This window comes from Streptomyces massasporeus (assembly GCF_014648995.1).
In the GTDB taxonomy this organism is placed as follows: Bacteria; Actinomycetota; Actinomycetes; order Streptomycetales; family Streptomycetaceae; genus Streptomyces; species Streptomyces massasporeus.
On sequence record NZ_BMSE01000027.1, the window covers coordinates 55,852 to 72,903 of the forward strand.

20 protein-coding genes are annotated in these 17,052 nt (G+C 72.2%); 7 read left to right on the forward strand and 13 right to left on the reverse strand.

Going from position 1 to position 17,052, the window contains the following annotated elements:
- Window positions 1-137 precede the first annotated feature (137 nt).
- The 3 genes from IE153_RS37335 to IE153_RS37345 all read left to right on the forward strand — a co-directional run bounded on the left by IE153_RS37335 (window position 138) and on the right by IE153_RS37345 (window position 2,389).
- Window positions 138-893 carry a GOLPH3/VPS74 family protein gene (locus IE153_RS37335; RefSeq protein WP_185007477.1) on the forward strand — a complete coding sequence of 252 codons (756 nt, stop codon included), beginning with the start codon at window positions 138-140 and terminating at the stop codon, window positions 891-893.
- Between the two features lie 250 nt (window positions 894-1,143).
- Window positions 1,144-2,001 (forward strand): helix-turn-helix domain-containing protein, encoded by an 858-nt coding sequence (locus IE153_RS37340; RefSeq protein ID WP_189594138.1) that lies wholly within the window; start codon window positions 1,144-1,146, stop codon window positions 1,999-2,001.
- A gap of 196 nt (window positions 2,002-2,197) precedes the next feature.
- On the forward strand, window positions 2,198-2,389 hold the full coding sequence (locus IE153_RS37345) for a DUF397 domain-containing protein (protein WP_031103364.1): 192 nt from the start codon (window positions 2,198-2,200) through the stop codon (window positions 2,387-2,389).
- Between the two features lie 106 nt (window positions 2,390-2,495).
- On the opposite strand, the gene IE153_RS37350 is transcribed toward IE153_RS37345, so the two are convergent.
- The 3 genes from IE153_RS37350 to IE153_RS37360 all read right to left on the reverse strand — a co-directional run bounded on the left by IE153_RS37350 (window position 2,496) and on the right by IE153_RS37360 (window position 4,956).
- Window positions 2,496-3,380 (reverse strand): MerR family transcriptional regulator, encoded by an 885-nt coding sequence (locus tag IE153_RS37350; protein WP_189594139.1) that lies wholly within the window; start codon window positions 3,378-3,380, stop codon window positions 2,496-2,498.
- 70 nt (window positions 3,381-3,450) lie between these two features.
- Window positions 3,451-3,954 (reverse strand): glutathione peroxidase, encoded by a 504-nt coding sequence (locus IE153_RS37355; RefSeq protein WP_031103366.1) that lies wholly within the window; start codon window positions 3,952-3,954, stop codon window positions 3,451-3,453.
- A gap of 9 nt (window positions 3,955-3,963) precedes the next feature.
- Window positions 3,964-4,956 carry an ArsR/SmtB family transcription factor gene (locus IE153_RS37360; RefSeq protein ID WP_189594140.1) on the reverse strand — a complete coding sequence of 331 codons (993 nt, stop codon included), beginning with the start codon at window positions 4,954-4,956 and terminating at the stop codon, window positions 3,964-3,966.
- 74 nt (window positions 4,957-5,030) lie between these two features.
- On the opposite strand from IE153_RS37360, the gene IE153_RS37365 reads away from it, so the two are divergent.
- Window positions 5,031-6,227 carry an MFS transporter gene (locus tag IE153_RS37365; RefSeq protein WP_189594141.1) on the forward strand — a complete coding sequence of 399 codons (1,197 nt, stop codon included), beginning with the start codon at window positions 5,031-5,033 and terminating at the stop codon, window positions 6,225-6,227.
- Here the strand turns inward: IE153_RS37365 and IE153_RS37370 are convergent.
- From IE153_RS37370 to IE153_RS37410, 9 genes are all read right to left on the reverse strand, one after another.
- A complete protein-coding gene (locus IE153_RS37370) occupies window positions 6,216-6,701 on the reverse strand; it encodes a MarR family winged helix-turn-helix transcriptional regulator (RefSeq protein ID WP_189594142.1) in 486 nt (161 codons plus the stop codon). The two genes, IE153_RS37365 and IE153_RS37370, sit on opposite strands and share 12 nt — an antisense overlap.
- A 47-nt stretch (window positions 6,702-6,748) precedes the next feature.
- On the reverse strand, window positions 6,749-7,426 hold the full coding sequence (locus tag IE153_RS37375) for a hypothetical protein (protein WP_189594143.1): 678 nt from the start codon (window positions 7,424-7,426) through the stop codon (window positions 6,749-6,751).
- Window positions 7,427-7,663: 237 nt separating this feature from the next.
- Window positions 7,664-8,467, reverse strand: coding sequence for an SAM-dependent methyltransferase (locus IE153_RS37380; RefSeq protein ID WP_189594144.1), 804 nt, complete (start codon window positions 8,465-8,467; stop codon window positions 7,664-7,666).
- A 130-nt stretch (window positions 8,468-8,597) separates the two neighbouring features.
- Complete coding sequence (locus tag IE153_RS37385; protein ID WP_189594145.1) at window positions 8,598-9,080, reverse strand: hypothetical protein; 483 nt, start codon at window positions 9,078-9,080, stop codon at window positions 8,598-8,600.
- 99 nt (window positions 9,081-9,179) lie between these two features.
- Window positions 9,180-9,743, reverse strand: coding sequence for a hypothetical protein (locus tag IE153_RS37390; protein ID WP_189594146.1), 564 nt, complete (start codon window positions 9,741-9,743; stop codon window positions 9,180-9,182).
- The gene (locus tag IE153_RS37395; protein ID WP_308432235.1) at window positions 9,740-10,234 is read right to left on the reverse strand and encodes a DUF6461 domain-containing protein; all 495 of its coding nucleotides are present in this window, start codon (window positions 10,232-10,234) and stop codon (window positions 9,740-9,742) included. The genes IE153_RS37390 and IE153_RS37395 overlap by 4 nt, the downstream gene beginning before the upstream one ends.
- 160 nt (window positions 10,235-10,394) lie before the next feature.
- A complete protein-coding gene (locus IE153_RS37400) occupies window positions 10,395-11,075 on the reverse strand; it encodes a polysaccharide deacetylase family protein (RefSeq protein WP_189594147.1) in 681 nt (226 codons plus the stop codon).
- Window positions 11,072-11,749 carry an endo-1,4-beta-xylanase XynA gene (gene xynA, locus IE153_RS37405; RefSeq protein WP_189594148.1) on the reverse strand — a complete coding sequence of 226 codons (678 nt, stop codon included), beginning with the start codon at window positions 11,747-11,749 and terminating at the stop codon, window positions 11,072-11,074. Before xynA ends, IE153_RS37400 begins: the two co-directional genes overlap by 4 nt.
- A gap of 266 nt (window positions 11,750-12,015) precedes the next feature.
- Window positions 12,016-13,269: an FAD-dependent monooxygenase gene (locus IE153_RS37410; RefSeq protein WP_189594149.1), complete on the reverse strand. Its 1,254-nt coding sequence runs from the start codon at window positions 13,267-13,269 to the stop codon at window positions 12,016-12,018.
- A 291-nt stretch (window positions 13,270-13,560) separates the two neighbouring features.
- Between IE153_RS37410 and IE153_RS37415 the strand changes: the two genes are divergently transcribed.
- The 3 genes from IE153_RS37415 (at window position 13,561) to IE153_RS37425 (ending at window position 15,994) form a co-directional block, all read left to right on the forward strand.
- Entirely contained in the window at window positions 13,561-14,559 is a 999-nt protein-coding gene (locus IE153_RS37415) for an ABC transporter ATP-binding protein (protein ID WP_189594150.1), read from the forward strand.
- Window positions 14,556-15,389 carry an ABC transporter permease gene (locus tag IE153_RS37420; protein WP_189594151.1) on the forward strand — a complete coding sequence of 278 codons (834 nt, stop codon included), beginning with the start codon at window positions 14,556-14,558 and terminating at the stop codon, window positions 15,387-15,389. Before IE153_RS37415 ends, IE153_RS37420 begins: the two co-directional genes overlap by 4 nt.
- A gap of 86 nt (window positions 15,390-15,475) precedes the next feature.
- Window positions 15,476-15,994, forward strand: a complete 519-nt coding sequence (locus tag IE153_RS37425; protein WP_189594152.1) for a YceI family protein — start codon at window positions 15,476-15,478, stop codon at window positions 15,992-15,994.
- Between the two features lie 89 nt (window positions 15,995-16,083).
- Here IE153_RS37425 and IE153_RS37430 read toward each other — a convergent pair whose 3' ends face one another.
- Entirely contained in the window at window positions 16,084-17,028 is a 945-nt protein-coding gene (locus tag IE153_RS37430; RefSeq protein ID WP_189594153.1) for a thiopeptide-type bacteriocin biosynthesis protein, read from the reverse strand.
- Between the last annotated feature and the right edge of the window lie 24 nt (window positions 17,029-17,052).

Genomic DNA, 17,052 nt, shown 5'->3' on the forward strand with positions numbered 1-17,052 from the left:
TGTCCTGTGTGCGGGCCAAACCCATCCGGTAGACGAGAACGACATACCTACTGGTTCCACTACGAACCGGTCACGCACCCTCGACAGACCAATGTGAGAGGGGTCACCCTGTCTTTCATCCACGCGGGGAGGCATGGATGGGCAGGAGCCGCAGAACACTTCCGGAGGAGCTTCTGCTGCTGGCGTTGGACCCGACCACGGGTACCACCGCACAGCCGCAGTCGCTCGACCTCGGTCTGGCCGGAGCACAGCTAGTAGAGCTGGCGCTGGCCGGACGGATAGCCCCAGACGGGGATCGTATCGCCGTGGTGGCGCCACGGCCGACTGGAGATCCAACACTGGACTGCGCACTGGAGTTGCTGCGAAGGCGTGGCGCTCCCGTGCGAGCCGTCCACTGGATTGGCGGGCCGCGTCTCGGGCTGCGCCAGACCTACCTCTCGCATCTGGAGCGGTGCGGCATGGTGCATGCCGTGGCGGGCCAGATGTGCGGGGTGCTGCCGACGACTCGCTACCAGGCGACGGACACAGAGATCAGCCGGGAGATCAAGGCCCGGCTGGACTCCGCGATCCGCACCGGCGTACCGCCGGACCCGCGGACCGCGGCACTCGCCGCCCTCGCCCACGCGGTCGGCCTCGGCAAGCACCTGTACCCGGGCAACGAGGGACGCTCCTCTCGCTCCCGGCTCAGGGACCTGATCAGGCACGACCCCATGGGCGGTCTCGTCGCGCACGCGGTGATGGACGTCCAGAACGGCGTCGCGGCCCAGCCGCGCCGCAACCCGGCACCGTCCGGCCGTCAGGCCGCCGGCGGCACCAGGCCCGCAGCGGAGCCCGCTCGGGGGGTTCCGATGCAACCGCGCCACGGAAGCATGGCGCGCGTCGCGGCCCACTGAGCCGCGCCGCGCCGGCACGACCTACGACCGGTACACGCACCACGGGACCCACGAACCCGGTCACGGGAGCCGCTGTCCGAGCGGGGCGAAGAGAGCACACACTCTCTTCGCCCCGCTCGGCGTGCCGTGCCCGAACTGGCGTGTACCCGTCGCATATCCACCGTTTCCCAGCGGTAGTAAGCACCTTGGTGGCAGTCTGCTCAACAGCAGATACGCAAAGTAGAGGCACGCAGCCGGAGGTGCACGTCCCGTGGCGTCCAATGTCAATCCCACCGTCAGGCGGCGCCGGCTGGGCCAGGAGCTCCGCAGGCTCCGTGAGCTCAAGGGCATGACGGCCGAAGAGGTGGCCGAGCGGCTGCTGGTGTCGCAGTCGAAGATCAGCCGGCTGGAGAACGGGCGGCGCAGCATCAGCCAGCGTGACGTCCGCGACCTGTGCGGGGTCTACGAGGTCGAGGACCAGCGCATCGTCGACTCGCTGATGCAGATGGCCAAGGACTCCCGGCAGCAGGGCTGGTGGCACGCCTTCGGGGACATCCCCTACAGCGTCTACATCGGCCTGGAGACGGACGCCGAGTCGCTGCGGGTCTACGAACCCCAGATCATCACCGGCCTGTTGCAGACCCGTGCGTACGCCGAGGCCATCATCCGCGGCGGTTCGCCCGAGGCGTCGGACGCGGACAACGACAAGCGCGTCGAGGTCCGGCTGCGCCGGCAGGGCCGGATCACCGCCGACACCGAACCGCTGCGGCTGTGGGTGGTCCTGGACGAGGCGTCCCTGCACCGGATCGTCGGCAGCCGGCCGGTGATGCGCGAGCAACTGGAGCACCTCATCGAGATGTCGCAGCTGCCCCACATCACCGTGCAGGTCCTGCCGTTCGAGGTGGGCGCGCACGCGGGCATCAACGGCCAGTACTCGATCCTGGAGTTCGCCGACGCGGCCGACTCGAGCGTGGTCTACATCGAGGGCGTCACCAGCGACCTGTACCTGGAGAAGCCGCTCGACGTGCAGAAGTACACGGTGATGTACGAGCACCTGCGCGCCCAGTCGCTGAACGTGGACCAGTCCCGGCAGCTCATCGAGCGTGTGGCGAAGGAGTACGCGCGCTGAGCCGTCACCGGAGGATGATCTTCCGTCGGGCAAAGCGCGGGATGCTACCCGCTGACACGCCTGACTGGAAGTCTCCCCTGGAATATGCCATCCGGTCGAGTGAATGACTGCTCCGAACGAGGATGTTGGCGAGTAGCGTCGATCACGCCAACCACCAGCACAGGTTGGCGTAAACGCAACCCGCAACGGAGCGAACATGGCAATTCGTCTGGGCGCCACGGAAACGTGGACGACGTCCTCCTACACCAACAACAACGGCGCGTGTGTGATGGTCAGGTCGACCGTCGCCGAGGCCCTGGAGCTCGGGGACACCAAGATCCCCGAGGGCCCCAAGCTGGCGTTTCCCGCCGACGCGTGGAACGCCTTCGTGGCCTCGGTCAAGGCCTGACCTCGCGATCGACAGCACCACAAGCACCACCGACAGAGCCCTCTCGACCAGCATCGCCGTCCTTGCCGAGAGGGCTCCGCTTGTGCCCGGAGATCCCTGAGGGAGCTCAGCTCACCGGGAACGCCACGTCACACACCGGGTCTTCGGGCCCACTGGCCGCCCAGTCCGCGAAGTAGAGCTCCCGGCAGGGGCCCGTCGCCGTCAGCCCCCGCGCCGCCATCCACTCCTCCACCGCCTCGAACGCGGCCAGGATCTGCGGGTGCGCCACCTGCGCCTTGGTGATCCTGGTGTAGGCCAGCCGCCGGGCCGGCTCCACCCGCACCGCCGTCTCCCACGCCCTCCCCCGCCGCTCCACCCAGGCCCGGGCCGCCGCCTCGTCGGCCACCGGCACGCACGCCTCCGCGGGGCCGTCGCTCTCCATCGACACCTCCGAGTGATAGGCGACGTACGGCACCCCGGCCACGCCCCCGCACTCCCGGGCCGCCTCCTCCAGCCGGCCCAGCGCCGCCCCGATCCACGCCGGCAGCTCGTCCGCCAGCGTGTGCCGCTTCTCGGAGATCACCACCTGCGCAGGTGTCTGAACCGTCTCGACCGTGAACTTCCCGTACATCTCGGAGCTCCTCCCCGACAGCCGTCCACGGAGGTACTCGGCGAGCGTCCGCTGCCCCGCCACCCGCGCCTCGACATCCGCCCAGTACGCGCCGAGCAGCGCGGCCGCCCCGGGCCCGTCGCCCGCCTCGACCACCTCGGCGATCCGGGCGAGCGGCATGTCCAGCTGCCGCAGCATCGCCACGAGCCGGGCCCGTTCGACCTGGCCGGCGCGGTAGTAGCGGTAGCCGGTCACCTCGTCGACGTGCGCCGGCGCCAGCAGGCCCAGCCGGTCGTACAACCGCAGGGCCTTCGGCGACAGGCGGGCACGCGCGGCGAACGCCCCGATGGTGAGCAGCTCCAGGTTCGGTTCCGGTCCGTCCACCACGGCATCCTCCGTCATCGGGCGGCTCTTCCGCCCGATGACGAGGACGCTCGGGCCTGACCCAGGGGCAAGGTCAAGCAGCGGGCCGTCAGGCCAGCTGGGCCTCGATCGCCGCCACGACCTCCGCCGCGTCCGGCTCGGTCTGCGGCGAGAAGCGGGCGACGACCTGCCCGTCGCGGCCGATGAGGAACTTCTCGAAGTTCCAGCGGATGTCGCCGCTGTGCCCCTCGGCGTCCGCGAAGCCGGTCAGGCGGTCGTACAGCGGGTGCCGGCCCTCGCCGTTCACCTCGACCTTCTCGGTCATCGGGAAGGTCACGCCGTACGTGGCCGAGCAGAACTCGGCGATCTCGTCGGCGCTGCCGGGCTCCTGCCCGAGGAACTGGTTGCAGGGCACGCCGAGGACGCTGAAGCCGCGCCCGGCGTACTGCTCGTGCAGCTTCTCCAGGCCCGTGTACTGCGGGGTCAGGCCGCACTTGGAGGCGACGTTCACCACGAGCACCGCCTTGCCCGCGTACTGGGACAGGTCGGCCGGGCCGCCCTGCAGCGCACCGATCTCGACGTCGAGGGGAGAGGAACCGTTGGAAGTCGTCATGAGCAGACCCTAGCTCCGCCGGGTGCCGGGCCGGCCGCGGGCCTCGGTGGCCTCCACCAGGACCTGCCCCGCCGCCGTCCGCGAGTACAGCACCGACCGGCCCGCCCGCCGCCGCTCCACCAGACCGGCGTCCAGCAGCACCCGCAGATGCCGCCCGACCGAGCCGAGCCCCTGCCCGGTCACGGCGACCAGCTGGCTGGTGCTCAGCGGCGAGCCGAGCCGGACCAGCACCCCCGCGCGGGCCGTGCCGAGCAGCGCGCCGAGGCTCGCGGGCACGGGACTGCCCCCGGGGTCGGCGAGCGCCCCGGCGCACGGGTAGACCAGCGCGTACCGGTCCGTCCCCTCCCACGCCACCCAGCCGATGCGCTGCGTCGTGATGGGCACGAACACCAGCTCCGCCCCGGACAGCTCCCGCGGCGGGTACTCGTGCGCGTTGACCTGGAGCCGGTTCTCCCCGAGCCACTGCGTGCCCGGCCGCAGCGTGTCCAGCGCGCTCGCCCAGCCGCCCCGGCTGACCTGCGCGGTCCGCGCCACCACATCGGCTTCCAGGATGCGCCGACGCTGGGGCCAGTACGGCCGCACGGCCGTGGTCCAGACATACGTCAGCAGGTCCGCGGCGCGCTCCGGGAGGTCGCCCCGGTGCAGCCGGGCCGGAACCGGGCCGCGCAGGGAGACGGTGAGGTCGGCGCGGGCCGCCTCCGGGTCGGCCGCCCGTACGCGCTCGACCCCCTGCTCGAAGGTCTCCCCGTCGCGCGGAGCGGGGGAGAGGAAGTCGGCCGTCCACTCCCGCCCGATCCCGGCGCGGATCAGCTGCGCGGTCACCGGGTCCCGCGCGAGCCGCCGCCGGTAGGCCGGCAGATGCGCGTCCAGCCACCGCCGCTCGCCGGGATGCGCCGCCTCGGCCCCGTGCAGCAGCCGCAGACTCGCGAAGGCCTCCGCGAACGGTGAGATCACGAACCGGCTCCCGGCCAGGGTGTCAGCGTTGATCTGCCACCAGCCCATGGACCGCACCCCCCGAGGTTTCGCACGTGCGCGAAACAATAACCACGCGGACAGGAGCGTCGAAGACTCCGGCCATGCGCAGTTACCGCGATCTGTTCCGCACGCCCGAGTTCACGCCGTTCTTCCTGTCCGCCTCCGCGCAGACGGTCGCCCAGACCATGGGCGGACTCGCCCTGGGCACCCTGGTCTACCGGGCGACCGGGTCGCCGCTGCTGTCCGCCGTGAGCATGTTCGGCTCGTCGCTGGTGCAGGTGCTCGGCGCGACCTTCCTGCTCTCCGCCGCCGACCGGCTGCCCCCGCGCGCCGCCCTGACGGCCCTGGCCCTGCTCTTCGCGGTGGCCACCGCCGGCCTCGCCCTGCCCGGCCTGCCCGTCTGGGGGCTCTTCGCGATCGTCCTCGCCAAGGGGCTGGCGGAGTCCGTGGGCGGGGGAGTGCGCTGGGGCCTGCTCAACGAGATCCTCTCCAAGGACGGCTATCTGCTCGGCCGTTCGGTGTTCAACATGATGAGCGGGCTGATGCAGATCACCGGTTACGCGACCGGCGGCGCGCTCGTGGCCTTGATGTCCCCGCGGCTGTCCCTGCTGACCGCCGCGGCTCTGTACGTCGTGGCCGCCGTCGTCGTCCGCCTCGGCCTGGCCCCCCGTCCGCCCCGTGCCACGGGCCGCCCCTCGGCGTCGGCGACCTGGCGTGCCAACGCCCTGCTCTGGTCCTCGCCGCCCCGCCGCCAGGTCTATCTGGCCCTGTGGATCCCCAACGGCCTGGTCGTCGGCTGTGAATCCCTCTACGTCTCCTACGCCCCCGACTCCGCCGGCACCCTGTTCGCCTGCGCGGCGCTGGGCATGCTCGCCGGGGACGTGCTGGTCGGCCGCGTGGTGCCGCCACGTCTGCGCCCCCGCCTGGGCTTCCCGCTCCTGCTGCTCCTGGCCGTGCCGTACGTGCCGTTCCTCCTGCACCCGGCGCTTCCGCTCGCGGCGGCCGCGGTGACACTGGCCTCCGTGGGGTTCGGCGCGAGCCTCGTGCAGCAGGAGAGACTGGTGACCCTCACCCCCGACGAGCTGTCGGGGCACGCCCTGGGGCTGCACTCGGCGGGGATGCTCACGATGCAGGGGGTCGCGGCGGCACTGGCGGGATCACTGGCCCAACTCACCTCTCCCGCCCAGGCGATGACCATGATGGCCGTGGGGTCGGCGGGAGTGACGTTGCTGTTGATGGGGGCGGCGAGGCGGGAGGAACCGAGGACGGTGAGCTGTGGGACCGGCTCAGGAAGGTGAGCCGCCCGGAACCGCGACCGTCCCACCCTCCACGAACACCTCGGGAACCTCGTTGTCCGCCACGACCCGTGACAGCAGGACGGCCAGACGGTCCCGCTCGGCGCCGCTCAGCCCGGACGGCAGTGCCTCCATACGACGGCAGGTCTCGGCGTAGAACTTCCCGGCGAGCGCGGCCCCTTCGTCCGTCAGCCCCACCCGCACGGCCCGTCCGTCGCGCGGGTCGGCCTCCCGCCGTACCAGTCCGCGCCGCACCGTCCGGTCCACCAGCCCGGTCAGGCTCGACTTCGCCAGCCCGAGCGTCTCGCCCAGTTCGCTCATCCCGTACGGCTGGGGCATCAGCACGCACAGCAACTGCCCCTGCTGCGGCGTCAGTCCGTACGCCCGGCTGGCCTCCGCGTACACACCGTCGACCAGGAACGCCGCGCGCACCAGCGCGGCGACGACCCCCACCTGCCCGGCTGCCCCGTTCCCCATCGGGTCAGGGTACCGACCGGTAGGTCCCGGTGCGGGTGTCGCGCGGGTCACTCCTCGTCCGGGGCCTCGCCCTCGATGAGCCGTTCCGCGATGTCGTCGGCCCACTCCTGGGCCCAGCGGCGCAGCCCGGCGACGGACGGCCCGTCGAGGCCCTGCACGGTGAACGCCCTGTCGTCGAGCCAGTCCGTGCCGGTCAGCCGGGCCTGGAGGTCCGTGAGGTCGAAGGTGTCGGGGGCGTGACGGCGGCCGAGCTCCTCGAGCTCGGGGTGGCTCCAGCGGGCCGAGGCGGCACGGACGTCGACCAGGTCGCGTGCGAGACCGCGGTCGGCCAGGTCCCGCACCCGGGTGCCGACGAGGTCGTCGAGGGAGAGCGCCGGACCGAGCTCCGTCTCCACGGCCGGGCGCCACAGCACCTCCTTGTGGAGGGCGACCTCGCACTCCACGCCGCTCGGCGCGTCGGTCACGAGGAACTGGGCGGACAGCGGCCCGGCCTCCAGGGTCTGCACCAGCCAGCCGCGCCCCACCAGCCCGCTGCGGACCGTGTCCGCGACGGTCTCCAACGCGGCCGGGTGCTCGGTGGCCAGGTCCACGTCCGGCCCGGTCCGCTCCACCAGCCCGTGCGCCAGCGCCGCGTACCCGCCCGCGAGGACGAGCGAGTAGGCCTCACCCACCGCCAGCAGATCACCGAGAAGCCGGCCGGTGGGCTCGGGGACGGGGTCGGGCATGCCCTGATTATCGCGTGGGGGTGGAGGAGAGCTGGGATGACCGGCCCGGACGGGTGACAGGGGATGGGCCGGGGGTGCCGTGTCTGGGGGCGCGGAGTACTGCGCGACGGGCCTGCGTGGCGAGGCACCTTCTCGGGGGCGCGGGGAAATGCGCGACCAGCCCCCACCCCGCCGCACCGGACTACGCGCCCACGCGCCCACGCGCCCACGCGCCCACGCGCCCACGCGCCCACGCTCCTACGCCTTCCGCCCCACCCCGCAGTACGCATCCACGGCGCCGTCACCGAAACCGGCGTCACCAACAGCCTCCGGTCGCCACTCGGGAACCCTCACCACCCCCGGCTCCACCAGCTCCAGCCCGTCGAAGAACCCGGCGATCTCGGCGACCGGCCGGACGTAGTACGGCACCGCCCCGCTCGCGTTGTACGCCTCCGAGGCGGCGATCATGCCCTCGCTGGTCGCGGTGCTGTCGCTGATCACCAGGTGACTGCCGGACGGCAGCCCGGCCATGAGCCGCCGCACCAGCTCGCGCGCCTGCTCGTAGTCGGCGACGTGGCCGAGGGTGTTGAGGATCATCAGGCCGACCGGCCGGGACAGGTCGAGCGTGCCGGCGGCGGCCTTCAGGACGGCCTCGGGGTCGTACAGGTCGGCGTCCAGGTACGCGGTCCTGCCCTCGCGGGTGCTGGTGAGCAGGGCGTTGGCGTGGGCCAGCACGATGGGGTCGTTGTCGACGTAGACGATCCGGGCGTCGGGAGCGACGCGCTGGGCGACCTCGTGCGTGTTGTCGGCGGTGGGCAGCCCGGTGCCGACGTCCAGGAACTGGCGCACCCCCTGCTCACCGGCGAGGTAAGCGACGGCCCGCCCCAGGAACCGGCGGCTCGTGACCGCCACGTCGACGAGGCCCGGGAAGATCGACTTGATCTGGTCGCCGATCTCGCGGTCGACCTCGTAGTTGTCCTTGCCGCCGACGAAGTAGTTCCAGAAGCGGGCCGAGTGCGGCTTGGAGGTGTCGATGCGGTCGCGCAGGCGGTCGTCGGACACGGCGGGGCCTCCTGGGGGGCGGGGAAGGGGGACCGGCTCACCAACCTAGGCGAACTTCCAGGTGAGATAGCCGGGTTGCCCCTCCCGCTGCCGCACCGCCGTGGAGTTTCGGCCACGGCCCGCGCGGGCGCTACAACCCGCGGGAGGCGACACCCCACTCCGCGCCGCCCTCGTGCCCGCGGCCCTGGGTGGCCAGCCAGAACGCCCACGCCAGGGACCACAGCAGCAGCCCGGCGGCGATCGGCGTACCGAAGATGATCAGCAGCCCGGCTCCGATGTTGGCTCCGATGCCCCCCGCGGTCAGGATCCGCCACCCCACACCGGCCATGAGCCCGAGCGCCACCAGCGGCCCGAGCACGCCCCACCAACGCTGGTCCATCGCCCCGCGCAGGGACCGCCGCACGAGCACCACCGCACCGCTCACCGCCAGCACCAGCGCGAGCCCCCCGGCGACCGCGGCCACGCCGTCCCCGATGTCCCACGGCTGGAACGCGTAGTCCAGCTCACTGGCCGGCAGCCCGGCGTAGTTCTGCTGCCCCATCAGCCCCCAGGCGGCCACAGGCACCCCGCCGACGAGCGCGGCCCCGGCCGCCACGATTCCCCGATTCGTCATACGACCAGGATCGGGGGATGGCGGGGGCGGCGTCATGAGCACGCGTACTCAAGTACGACGGACGCCCGGACGTGCGCCCGGCCCCGAGGCTTCCGGCGCTCACGAGCCGGTCCGGCCAAGGGGCGCTGCCGGGAGGCCGAAGTGCTCGGCGATGATCCGTACGGTGTGGGTGCCGTCCGTGTTGAAGCCTGGCTCGGAGTCGTAGCGGGTGGTGCGGCCGACGATGCCCTGGTCCAGGAACTGGCGGATGAAGAGGTCGGCCTGGCCGCCGAAGCGGCGGGACTCCCGGCGGGCGCCGACGTTGAAGAGGGAGACGGCGAAACCGCCGCGGCTGTAGGCGAACTGGTACGGGTGCTCGGCGCAGTGGGGAACCGCGTACCGGTCGCCGCACGCGCACGCGGGGGTGGAGGCGAGGAAGACCAGGTCGACGTTCTGCTGGTCCCGCACGCGGTCCGTGTACCGGAAGCCGGTGATGTACTGCCCGAGTTGCTGGACGGCGCCCCCGTCGGGGGTGGTGTCCGGGTGGTGGGTCAGCCAGGCCCAGCCGTTCTCCGTGCCGCAGCCGTCGGCGGGCAGGCCGGCTTCGGCGAAGAAGCCGGTGAGGTCGGCCAGGGGGATTCCCCGGCAGAACGTGAGGAAGGTGTCCGGGGCGAGCCAGGTCACGCGGCCGTCGCCCCCTGCGACAGCGGCGGGGAGGGCAGCGCGAAGAAGCCGGCGACGGCCCGGACGATGCGGTCGTGGTCCTCGTAGTGGTGGTCGAAGCAGTCGTGCCCGTCCTGCCCCTCCTGCTCGCACTCGGAGCCGGGCCCGATCAGCTTCGCCTCCAGCAGCTCGGCGGACAGGTAGTCCGGGTTCTCCCCGGGGCGCTGCGTCAGGTCCTCGAAGCTGAAGCAGGTGATCAGCCGCCCGTCCCGGTAGTACTCGAAGCTCGGCGGGTGCGCTTTCGCGCTGCACGGCTCGGTCACGAACACGACGAGTTCACCGCCGGCCCCCAGCTCCCCGTACGACACGGGGTCGAAGTCCTCGATCTCGGCGTTGAGCATGTCATGCACCACCCACACCCACCCGTTCCCCTCCCCGCTCACCAACGGCTCCCGCCGCAGCCCTCGCAGCCCCTCGGCAAGCACGTCGAGCCCCATCCCGCGCGCGAACACGAGATTCACCTCGTCATGCCAACCGAACTCACTGACAGGCATGACTACTTGCATCCACTCAGGCATGCGCCGAATCGTAGAAGCGGGCACTGACATGCGATGGCCCGGGCGGCCGGGGTGGCGCGACGGCAGTGGGGTGCCGTGCCGTCGCGCCGGGATCTCAGGGGGCCACCGCGCGGCCCGTCTGCGGGGAGATCGTGCCCGCGCACAGGCCTCGGGTTGCCAGGGTCTGGGCGATGCGGGGGACGGCTGCCAGGGTGTTGGCCGGCCAGTCGTGCATGAGGATGATCTGGCCGTTGGTGAGGCGGGCGACGGACTGGACGATCGCGTCGGTGCTCGCGCCGTTCCAGTCCTGGGAGTCGACGTGCCAGATGATCTCGGTCAGGCCGTACCGGGCCGCGACCGACTTCACCGTCGCGTTCGTCTCGCCGTACGGCGGTCGGAACAGTTTCGGTGTGCCGCCTCCCGCGGTGGCGATGGCCTGCTGGGTGCGGGAGATCTCCGAGTCGATCTGCGCCTGGCCCAGCCGGGTCAGGTGCGGATGGGTGTAGCTGTGGTTGGCGACCCACATGCCGGCCGCCACCTGGGCCCGGACCAGGGACGGGTTGGCGGCCGCGTACTGGCCCTGGTTGAACATGGTGGCCCGCAGGCCGTTCTGCCGGAGTGCGTCGAGCAGTTTCGTCGTGGTGCCGGACGGGCCGTCGTCGAAGGTGAGTCCGACGTAGCCGGCCCCGCAGGCGGCGGCCCGGGCCGGGGCGGCCGCCGAGGTCGTGGTGGCCGTGACCGTGAGGGCCGCGGCCGCCGTCGCCGCGAGGACGGTCAGCGCGCGTTTCGCCGTCACGAGCCCACCCTGATGCTGGAGCTGCCGCTGCTCTGGTAACCCTCCGTCGCCATGATCATGTAGTACTTGAAGCTGCCCAGGGGCATCCCGGCCCGGGCCCACGCGTCGAAGTGGTTGCCGGCCGTGATGGTGCCGCCCGTCCGCTTCGACTGCCGCACGCTCCAGTACTGGTCGAAGGTCTTCGTGCCCTCGACGGACGGGGCGTTGTACCGCGTCGTCTTGTAGATGTCGTACGTGCCGCCGTCGCTGGTGACCGTGCCCTTGTACGTGCCCGTGGGCCGGTAGGTGCCCCAGTTGTCGACGATGTAGTACTCGACGAGCGGGTTCGCCGTCCAGCCGTAGAGGGTCAGGTAGGCGTTGCCGGACGGGTTGAACGAGCCCGAGTACGTCACGGTGCGGCGGGCGCCGGTGCTCCAGCCCTTGCCGGCGACGAAGTTCCCGGTGTTCCGCCAGGACGTGCTGTAACTGCCGCCGGAGGACAGGGTCATGGAGACCGTGCCCGGCGCGTCCGTCCAGAACGAGTAGTAGTAGCCGTTGTTGGTGCCCGTCTGGTTCGTGGTGACGACGGTGTCGGCGTGGGCGGTGCCCGGCATGGTGAGGGCCGCCGCCGCGACCAGCAGCATGGTGCAGGTGCTGCTGATGAGCAGCCGGAAACGGCCGGATGACTTCTTCATGGGGGTGCTTCCTCCTCGTCCTCGTGGGGTGGGTCGATGGGGGAGCTCTGTCATCCGGGAGTGTTGGCCGGGCCCTGTCAACTGTCAAGAGTTTCGGCGGTCATTGCGAAATGTTCGGGATACGACCGGAATCGGTTGTGATGGATTCCCGCTGTTCAAAGGGTGTTTACGGACTCCGCGAGTTCAAGTTCCTCTCAGTCGCCTGCCCTTCGCGTGCGGAGGGCAGGGTTCCGTTCCTCGAATGTTTCGACGGGTTTCCGGATGGATCAAGCCGGTACCACGCTGCGGCCCGTCTCGTGGGCGTACAGCGCCGCGCGGTCGTGCAGGGCCGCGTGGACCGCCATCTGAGCGTCACGGCGGCGCTGGGCGGGGCCGTCCGGGAGGTGCAGGATGCCCGCGTTGCCGCGGGAGCCGCGCTGGACCTCGGCGGTGCGCGGGATGCGCAGCGCCTCGTAGTGGGCCAGACGCTCGGGGACCGCCCCGGCCGGCCCGTCGGCCAGGCAGGCGGCCAGGTCCATCGCGTCCTCGATCGCCTGGTTGGCACCCTGCGCCATGAACGGGAGCATGGGGTGGGCCGCGTCGCCGAGCAGCGTGATGCGGTCGGTGGACCAGGTCCGCAGCGGCGGCCGGTCGTGCAGCGCCCACTGGTGGGTCGTCTCCACGGCCGCGACGATGTCGGCGACCAGGCCCGTCCAGGAGCCGAAGACCGCCCGCAGTTCGTCGGGGTCACCGGGCCGGGACCAGGACTCGCGGGGCGGCGCGTCGGAGGGCAGCGGCACGGTCGCGGCGTAGCTGAGGTACGTGCCGGACGCGACCGGATAGGCGACGAAGTGCCCGCCCGGCCCGAGCCACAGCCGTACCAGGCGCTCGCGGGCCTCGGCGGGCAACGCCTCCACGGGAACCAGGCCCCGGTAGATGCCCAGGCCCGAGTAGACCGGCTCGTCACGGCGCAGCGTCTCGCGGACCGTGGAGTGGATGCCGTCCGCGCCGACCACCACGTCCGCCTCGCGCACCGAGCCGTCCTCGAAGGAGAGGCGCACGCCCGCCCCGCCGGGGAGTTCGCGGGCCGCGCTCAGCTTCTGGCCGAGGCCCAGCCGGTCCCGGTCGACCAGGGACAGCAGCGCGTCGTGCAGATGCGCCCGGTGGATCGTCAGATACGGCGCCGCGAACATGCGCTCGCAGTCCGTGCCGAGCGGTGTGCGCGCGATGGGCCGCCCGTTCCAGCCGCGTACCTCCATCGCGTCGATCCGCACCGCGTGCTGCTCCAGCGCCGGGCCGAGGCCGAGGCGCAGCAGCGGGCGGATCGCGTTGGGGGAGAGCTGGACGCCGGCGCCCACCTCGGCCAGTTCACGGGTCTGTTCGTGGATCACGTACGGCGTGCCGCTCGCGCTCAGCGCGCCGGCCAGGGTCAGTCCGCCGATGCCCGCGCCGACGATGGCGACCGTCGGCCGCTCCCCGCCGGCCGGCTCCGCGGTGTTCCCGGGCAGCCGCCGCCCTCCTGTGTCTTCGCCCAACAGCACCTCAGGGACCGCCTTCCGGGTCTTCGCGCCCCGTCCGCGCTCCGCCGTACCGCGGGCGACGTGGACGCACTGTCATCGGTCGTGTCCCCGAGCATGTGGCGCCCGCCACCGGGCGGCAACGTCACGCCCCGCCGTGCTGACAACTGTCGCCGCTTGCGTGACGGACGTCATCGAAACCCCCGTCATGCCTGCTGCCGCACCCCTGCCCGGCCCTAACTTCCGGAAGGAGAAGACCGGTTACGACACCTGGAGGCACGCGGTGACACGCGAACGAGAAGTGGAGCGACCGCGGTGACCGCGGTGGCCGTCGAGGGCCTGCTCAAGAAGTACGGGGACCACGAAGCCGTGCGCGGCGTCGACTTCGCCGTCGAGGAGGGCGAGATCTTCGCGCTGCTCGGACCGAACGGCGCCGGCAAGACCACCACCATGGAGATCCTGGAGGGCTTCCGCCACCGCGACGGCGGCGACGTCCGGGTCCTCGGCCGCGACCCCGGCGACAAGACCGACGGGCGCCGGCTGCGCGGGCAGATCGGGCTCGTGCTCCAGGACATCGCCGTGGAGCCGTACCTGTCGGTGCGGGAGACCATCGCGCGCAACGCCGGCTACTATCCGGCCCCGCGCGATGTCGACGAGGTCATCGGCCTCGTCGGCCTGGAGGAGAAGCGGGACGCGAAGGTCAAGGACCTGTCCGGCGGGCAGAAGCGGCGGCTCGACCTCGCCCTCGGCGTGATCGGCGACCCGAAGCTGCTGTTCCTCGACGAGCCGACCACCGGCTTCGACCCGGGCGCCCGCCGCGGCGCCTGGGAGGTCGTGCGGAGCCTGCGCGACGCCGGCACGACCATCCTGCTGACCACCCACTACATGGACGAGGCGCAGGCCCTGGCCGACTCCGTCGCCGTCATCGCCGCTGGCCGGATCGTCGCCGCGGGCACGCCCGACACCATCGGCGGACGCGACAGCGCCCTCGCCCGGATCCGGTTCGCCCTGCCGGCCGGTGCCGCCATCGACGACGTGCCCGTCCAGGTCAGCGACGCCGAGGACGGCCTCGTCACCGCCGAGGCCGAGGAGCCGACCGCCGCCCTGCACCGGCTCACCTCCTGGGCCCTGGACCGGGGCACGCCGCTGGAGCGGCTGACCGTCGAGCAGCCCACCCTGGAGGACGTCTACCTGGGGCTGACCAGTTCGTACGCACAGCAGGAGGCCTCGTCCCCGTCCACCGAGCGGGGCAGCACACCGTCCTCGGCGGCGCGTGCGCGCCGAGGGCGCCGACCCGGACGGAGCCGACGATGACCAGCACCCTGCCCCCCACGACCACCGAGACCACCCGGCGGGTCGACCGCGCCGGGCGCGAGCGGCCCGACGAGCGGGGCTCCCTCGCCCTGCTCGCCCACCAGATCCGCTACGAGCAGCTGTCGTTCTGGCGCAACCCGCAGTCGATGGTGTTCACGTTCGTCCTGCCCATCGTGATCATCTCGGTCTTCGGCGCCGTGTTCGCCGGCAGCGAGGGCGAGGACTTCTTCTTCGGCCTGAGCGGCCTGCAGTACTACACGCCGACCATCGCGGCCGTCTCCGTCCTCGGCGCCTGCTACGGCCAGCTCGCGATCGTCCTCGCCATGCGCCGCCAGACCGGTGTCCTCAAGCGGCTGCACGCCACCCCGCTGCCCGCCTGGGTGTACTTCGCGGGCCTGCTCGTGCACTGCGTCGTCGTCAGCGTCGTCGACGTGGCGCTGGTCATCGGCATCGGGCGCCTGTACGGGGTGCCGTGGCCCGCCGACTGGCTGGCCCTCGCGCTCACCCTGGTGCTCGGCGCGGCCAGCTTCTGCGCCCTGGGCGTCGGCGTGGCCTCGCTGATCCGCAACTCCGAGGCGGCGCCCGCGGTCGTGCAGTTCATCCAGTTCCCGCTGGTGTTCATCTCCGGCAGCTACTTCCCGATCCACTCGGACGTCATGAACAACATCGCCGGGCTGCTGCCGGTGAAGCCGTTCAACGACGCCATGCTCGCGCCGTTCGCGCACCAGGGCGGCTTCCAGTGGAAGGAACTGGCCGTGCTGGCGGCCTGGGGCGTCGTCGGCGCCCTGATCGCCGTGCGCAGCTTCCGCTGGGACCCGCGCCCCGAGTAGAGCGACCCGTCCCGACCCATCGAGGGGGCCTCCCGGAGGCCCCCTCGGCGCTTGTTCCGCCCCCACTCCCGGAAGGAACCCCCACCATGTCCCTCGACCACACCACCCGCCCGCACACCGCCCTGACCGGGGCCTGGCACCTCGAACCGGCGGAGTCAACCGTGGAGTTCAGCGGCCGGCACTTCTTCGTCCTGCCCGTGCGCGGCTCGTTCCCGGTGCGCTCGGGCCGCGTCGAGCTCGCCCCGGACGGCACCCTGGTCCGCCTCGACGCCACCGTCGCCGCCGCGGGTTTCGAGACCGGCAACCCGCAGCGGGACACGGCGGTGCGCGGCCCGCGCTTCCTGGATGCCGAGGGCCATGCCGAACTGCGCCTGACCGGCCAGAGCTTGGCGGACGACTTGAGCCTCACGGCGCGGCTGGAGGTCAAGGGCCGTGCGACCCCGGTGACGTTCACGGTCGACGAGCTCACCGAGCAGGGCGAACGGGTCGTCGTACGGGCCACCGCCCGGGTCGACCGGCACGCGTGCGGGGTCGGTGGCATGCGCGGGCTGGTCGGAGCGGACCTGCTCGTGCGGGTGCGGGCCGTGTTCGTACGGGAGGGATGAGCCGCCGTCCGCCGTACATGCCGAAGAGGCCCGGCCGGTGAAGGGGAATCCGGCCGGGCCTCTGTGTGGGCGCCCACGGGCGCGGGGGATCACCCCGCGGGTGCCAGGTCGGGCGTCGGTGTCGGAGTGGGCGCTGGTGCCGGAGTGGGGAAGACGTGGGACAGCCAGGCGTAGGTGCGCAGTTCCTCCAGCAGGCTCAGGCCGAGGCGGTTGTGGAGCATGTGCGCGTGCGAGAAGAGGATCATGCCCGGGTGGACCGGTGAGTGGTGCCGGATGTCGGCGGCGTGGGCGGTCAGGGCCTCGTGCCAGTCGGTGAACGGGCCGTGGGCGTCCGGGGAGACGCCTGCCGAGGCGGGGTCCTGGTCGACGGTGGTGATCCGGTCCAGCAGCTCGTCGGGGTGCCCGGCGTCACTGGCCCAGGCCCGCCAGGCGTCCCGGCCGCGCGCGAAGTAGTGGGCCCGTTCGTCCGGGCCGCCGAGGGCGACGGCGGTGGACAGCGTGCCGCGCAGGGCGAGCCGGGCGCGGCGGGCCTCGGAGGTGACGAGCGGGGCCAGGCGGAGGACGAGTTCGCTGGAGCGGTGGAAGAGGGATTCGGCGGCCGGCATGAGGGCCGGGCCGCCGTAGCGCTCGTACTCGGGGTCGTAGTCGGCGCGGTGCACGCCGGGTTGCAGCAGCGCGTGGACGGAGGTGTTGATGCCGGTCTCCCCGGCGGCGGCGAGCCGGGACGCGCCCTGCTGGTAGGCCTCCTCCGCGAGCGGCTCCTCGCCGGGTGCGAGCCGGCCCGCCTCCGCGAGCCGGTCCCGCAGGGCTCGCTCCACGCGCGCGTGCGCGTCCGTGCCCTCGGGCAGGTCCGCGATGCGCAGCCGCAGGTGGGGCCCGGACTGCCAGTAGCGGATGAAGAACCAGGGCGTCCCGGGCGGGAGTTCGGCGACCGTGGGGCCGATGACGTCCGTGAGGACGCGGTCGTGGGCGCTGCGGGCCGTGGTGCCGAGGTGCAGGTGCCAGGCGCTCCAGCGGTGCGGTGTGGTGGGCATGCGGGTTCCTTGTCGTCCGGTCGA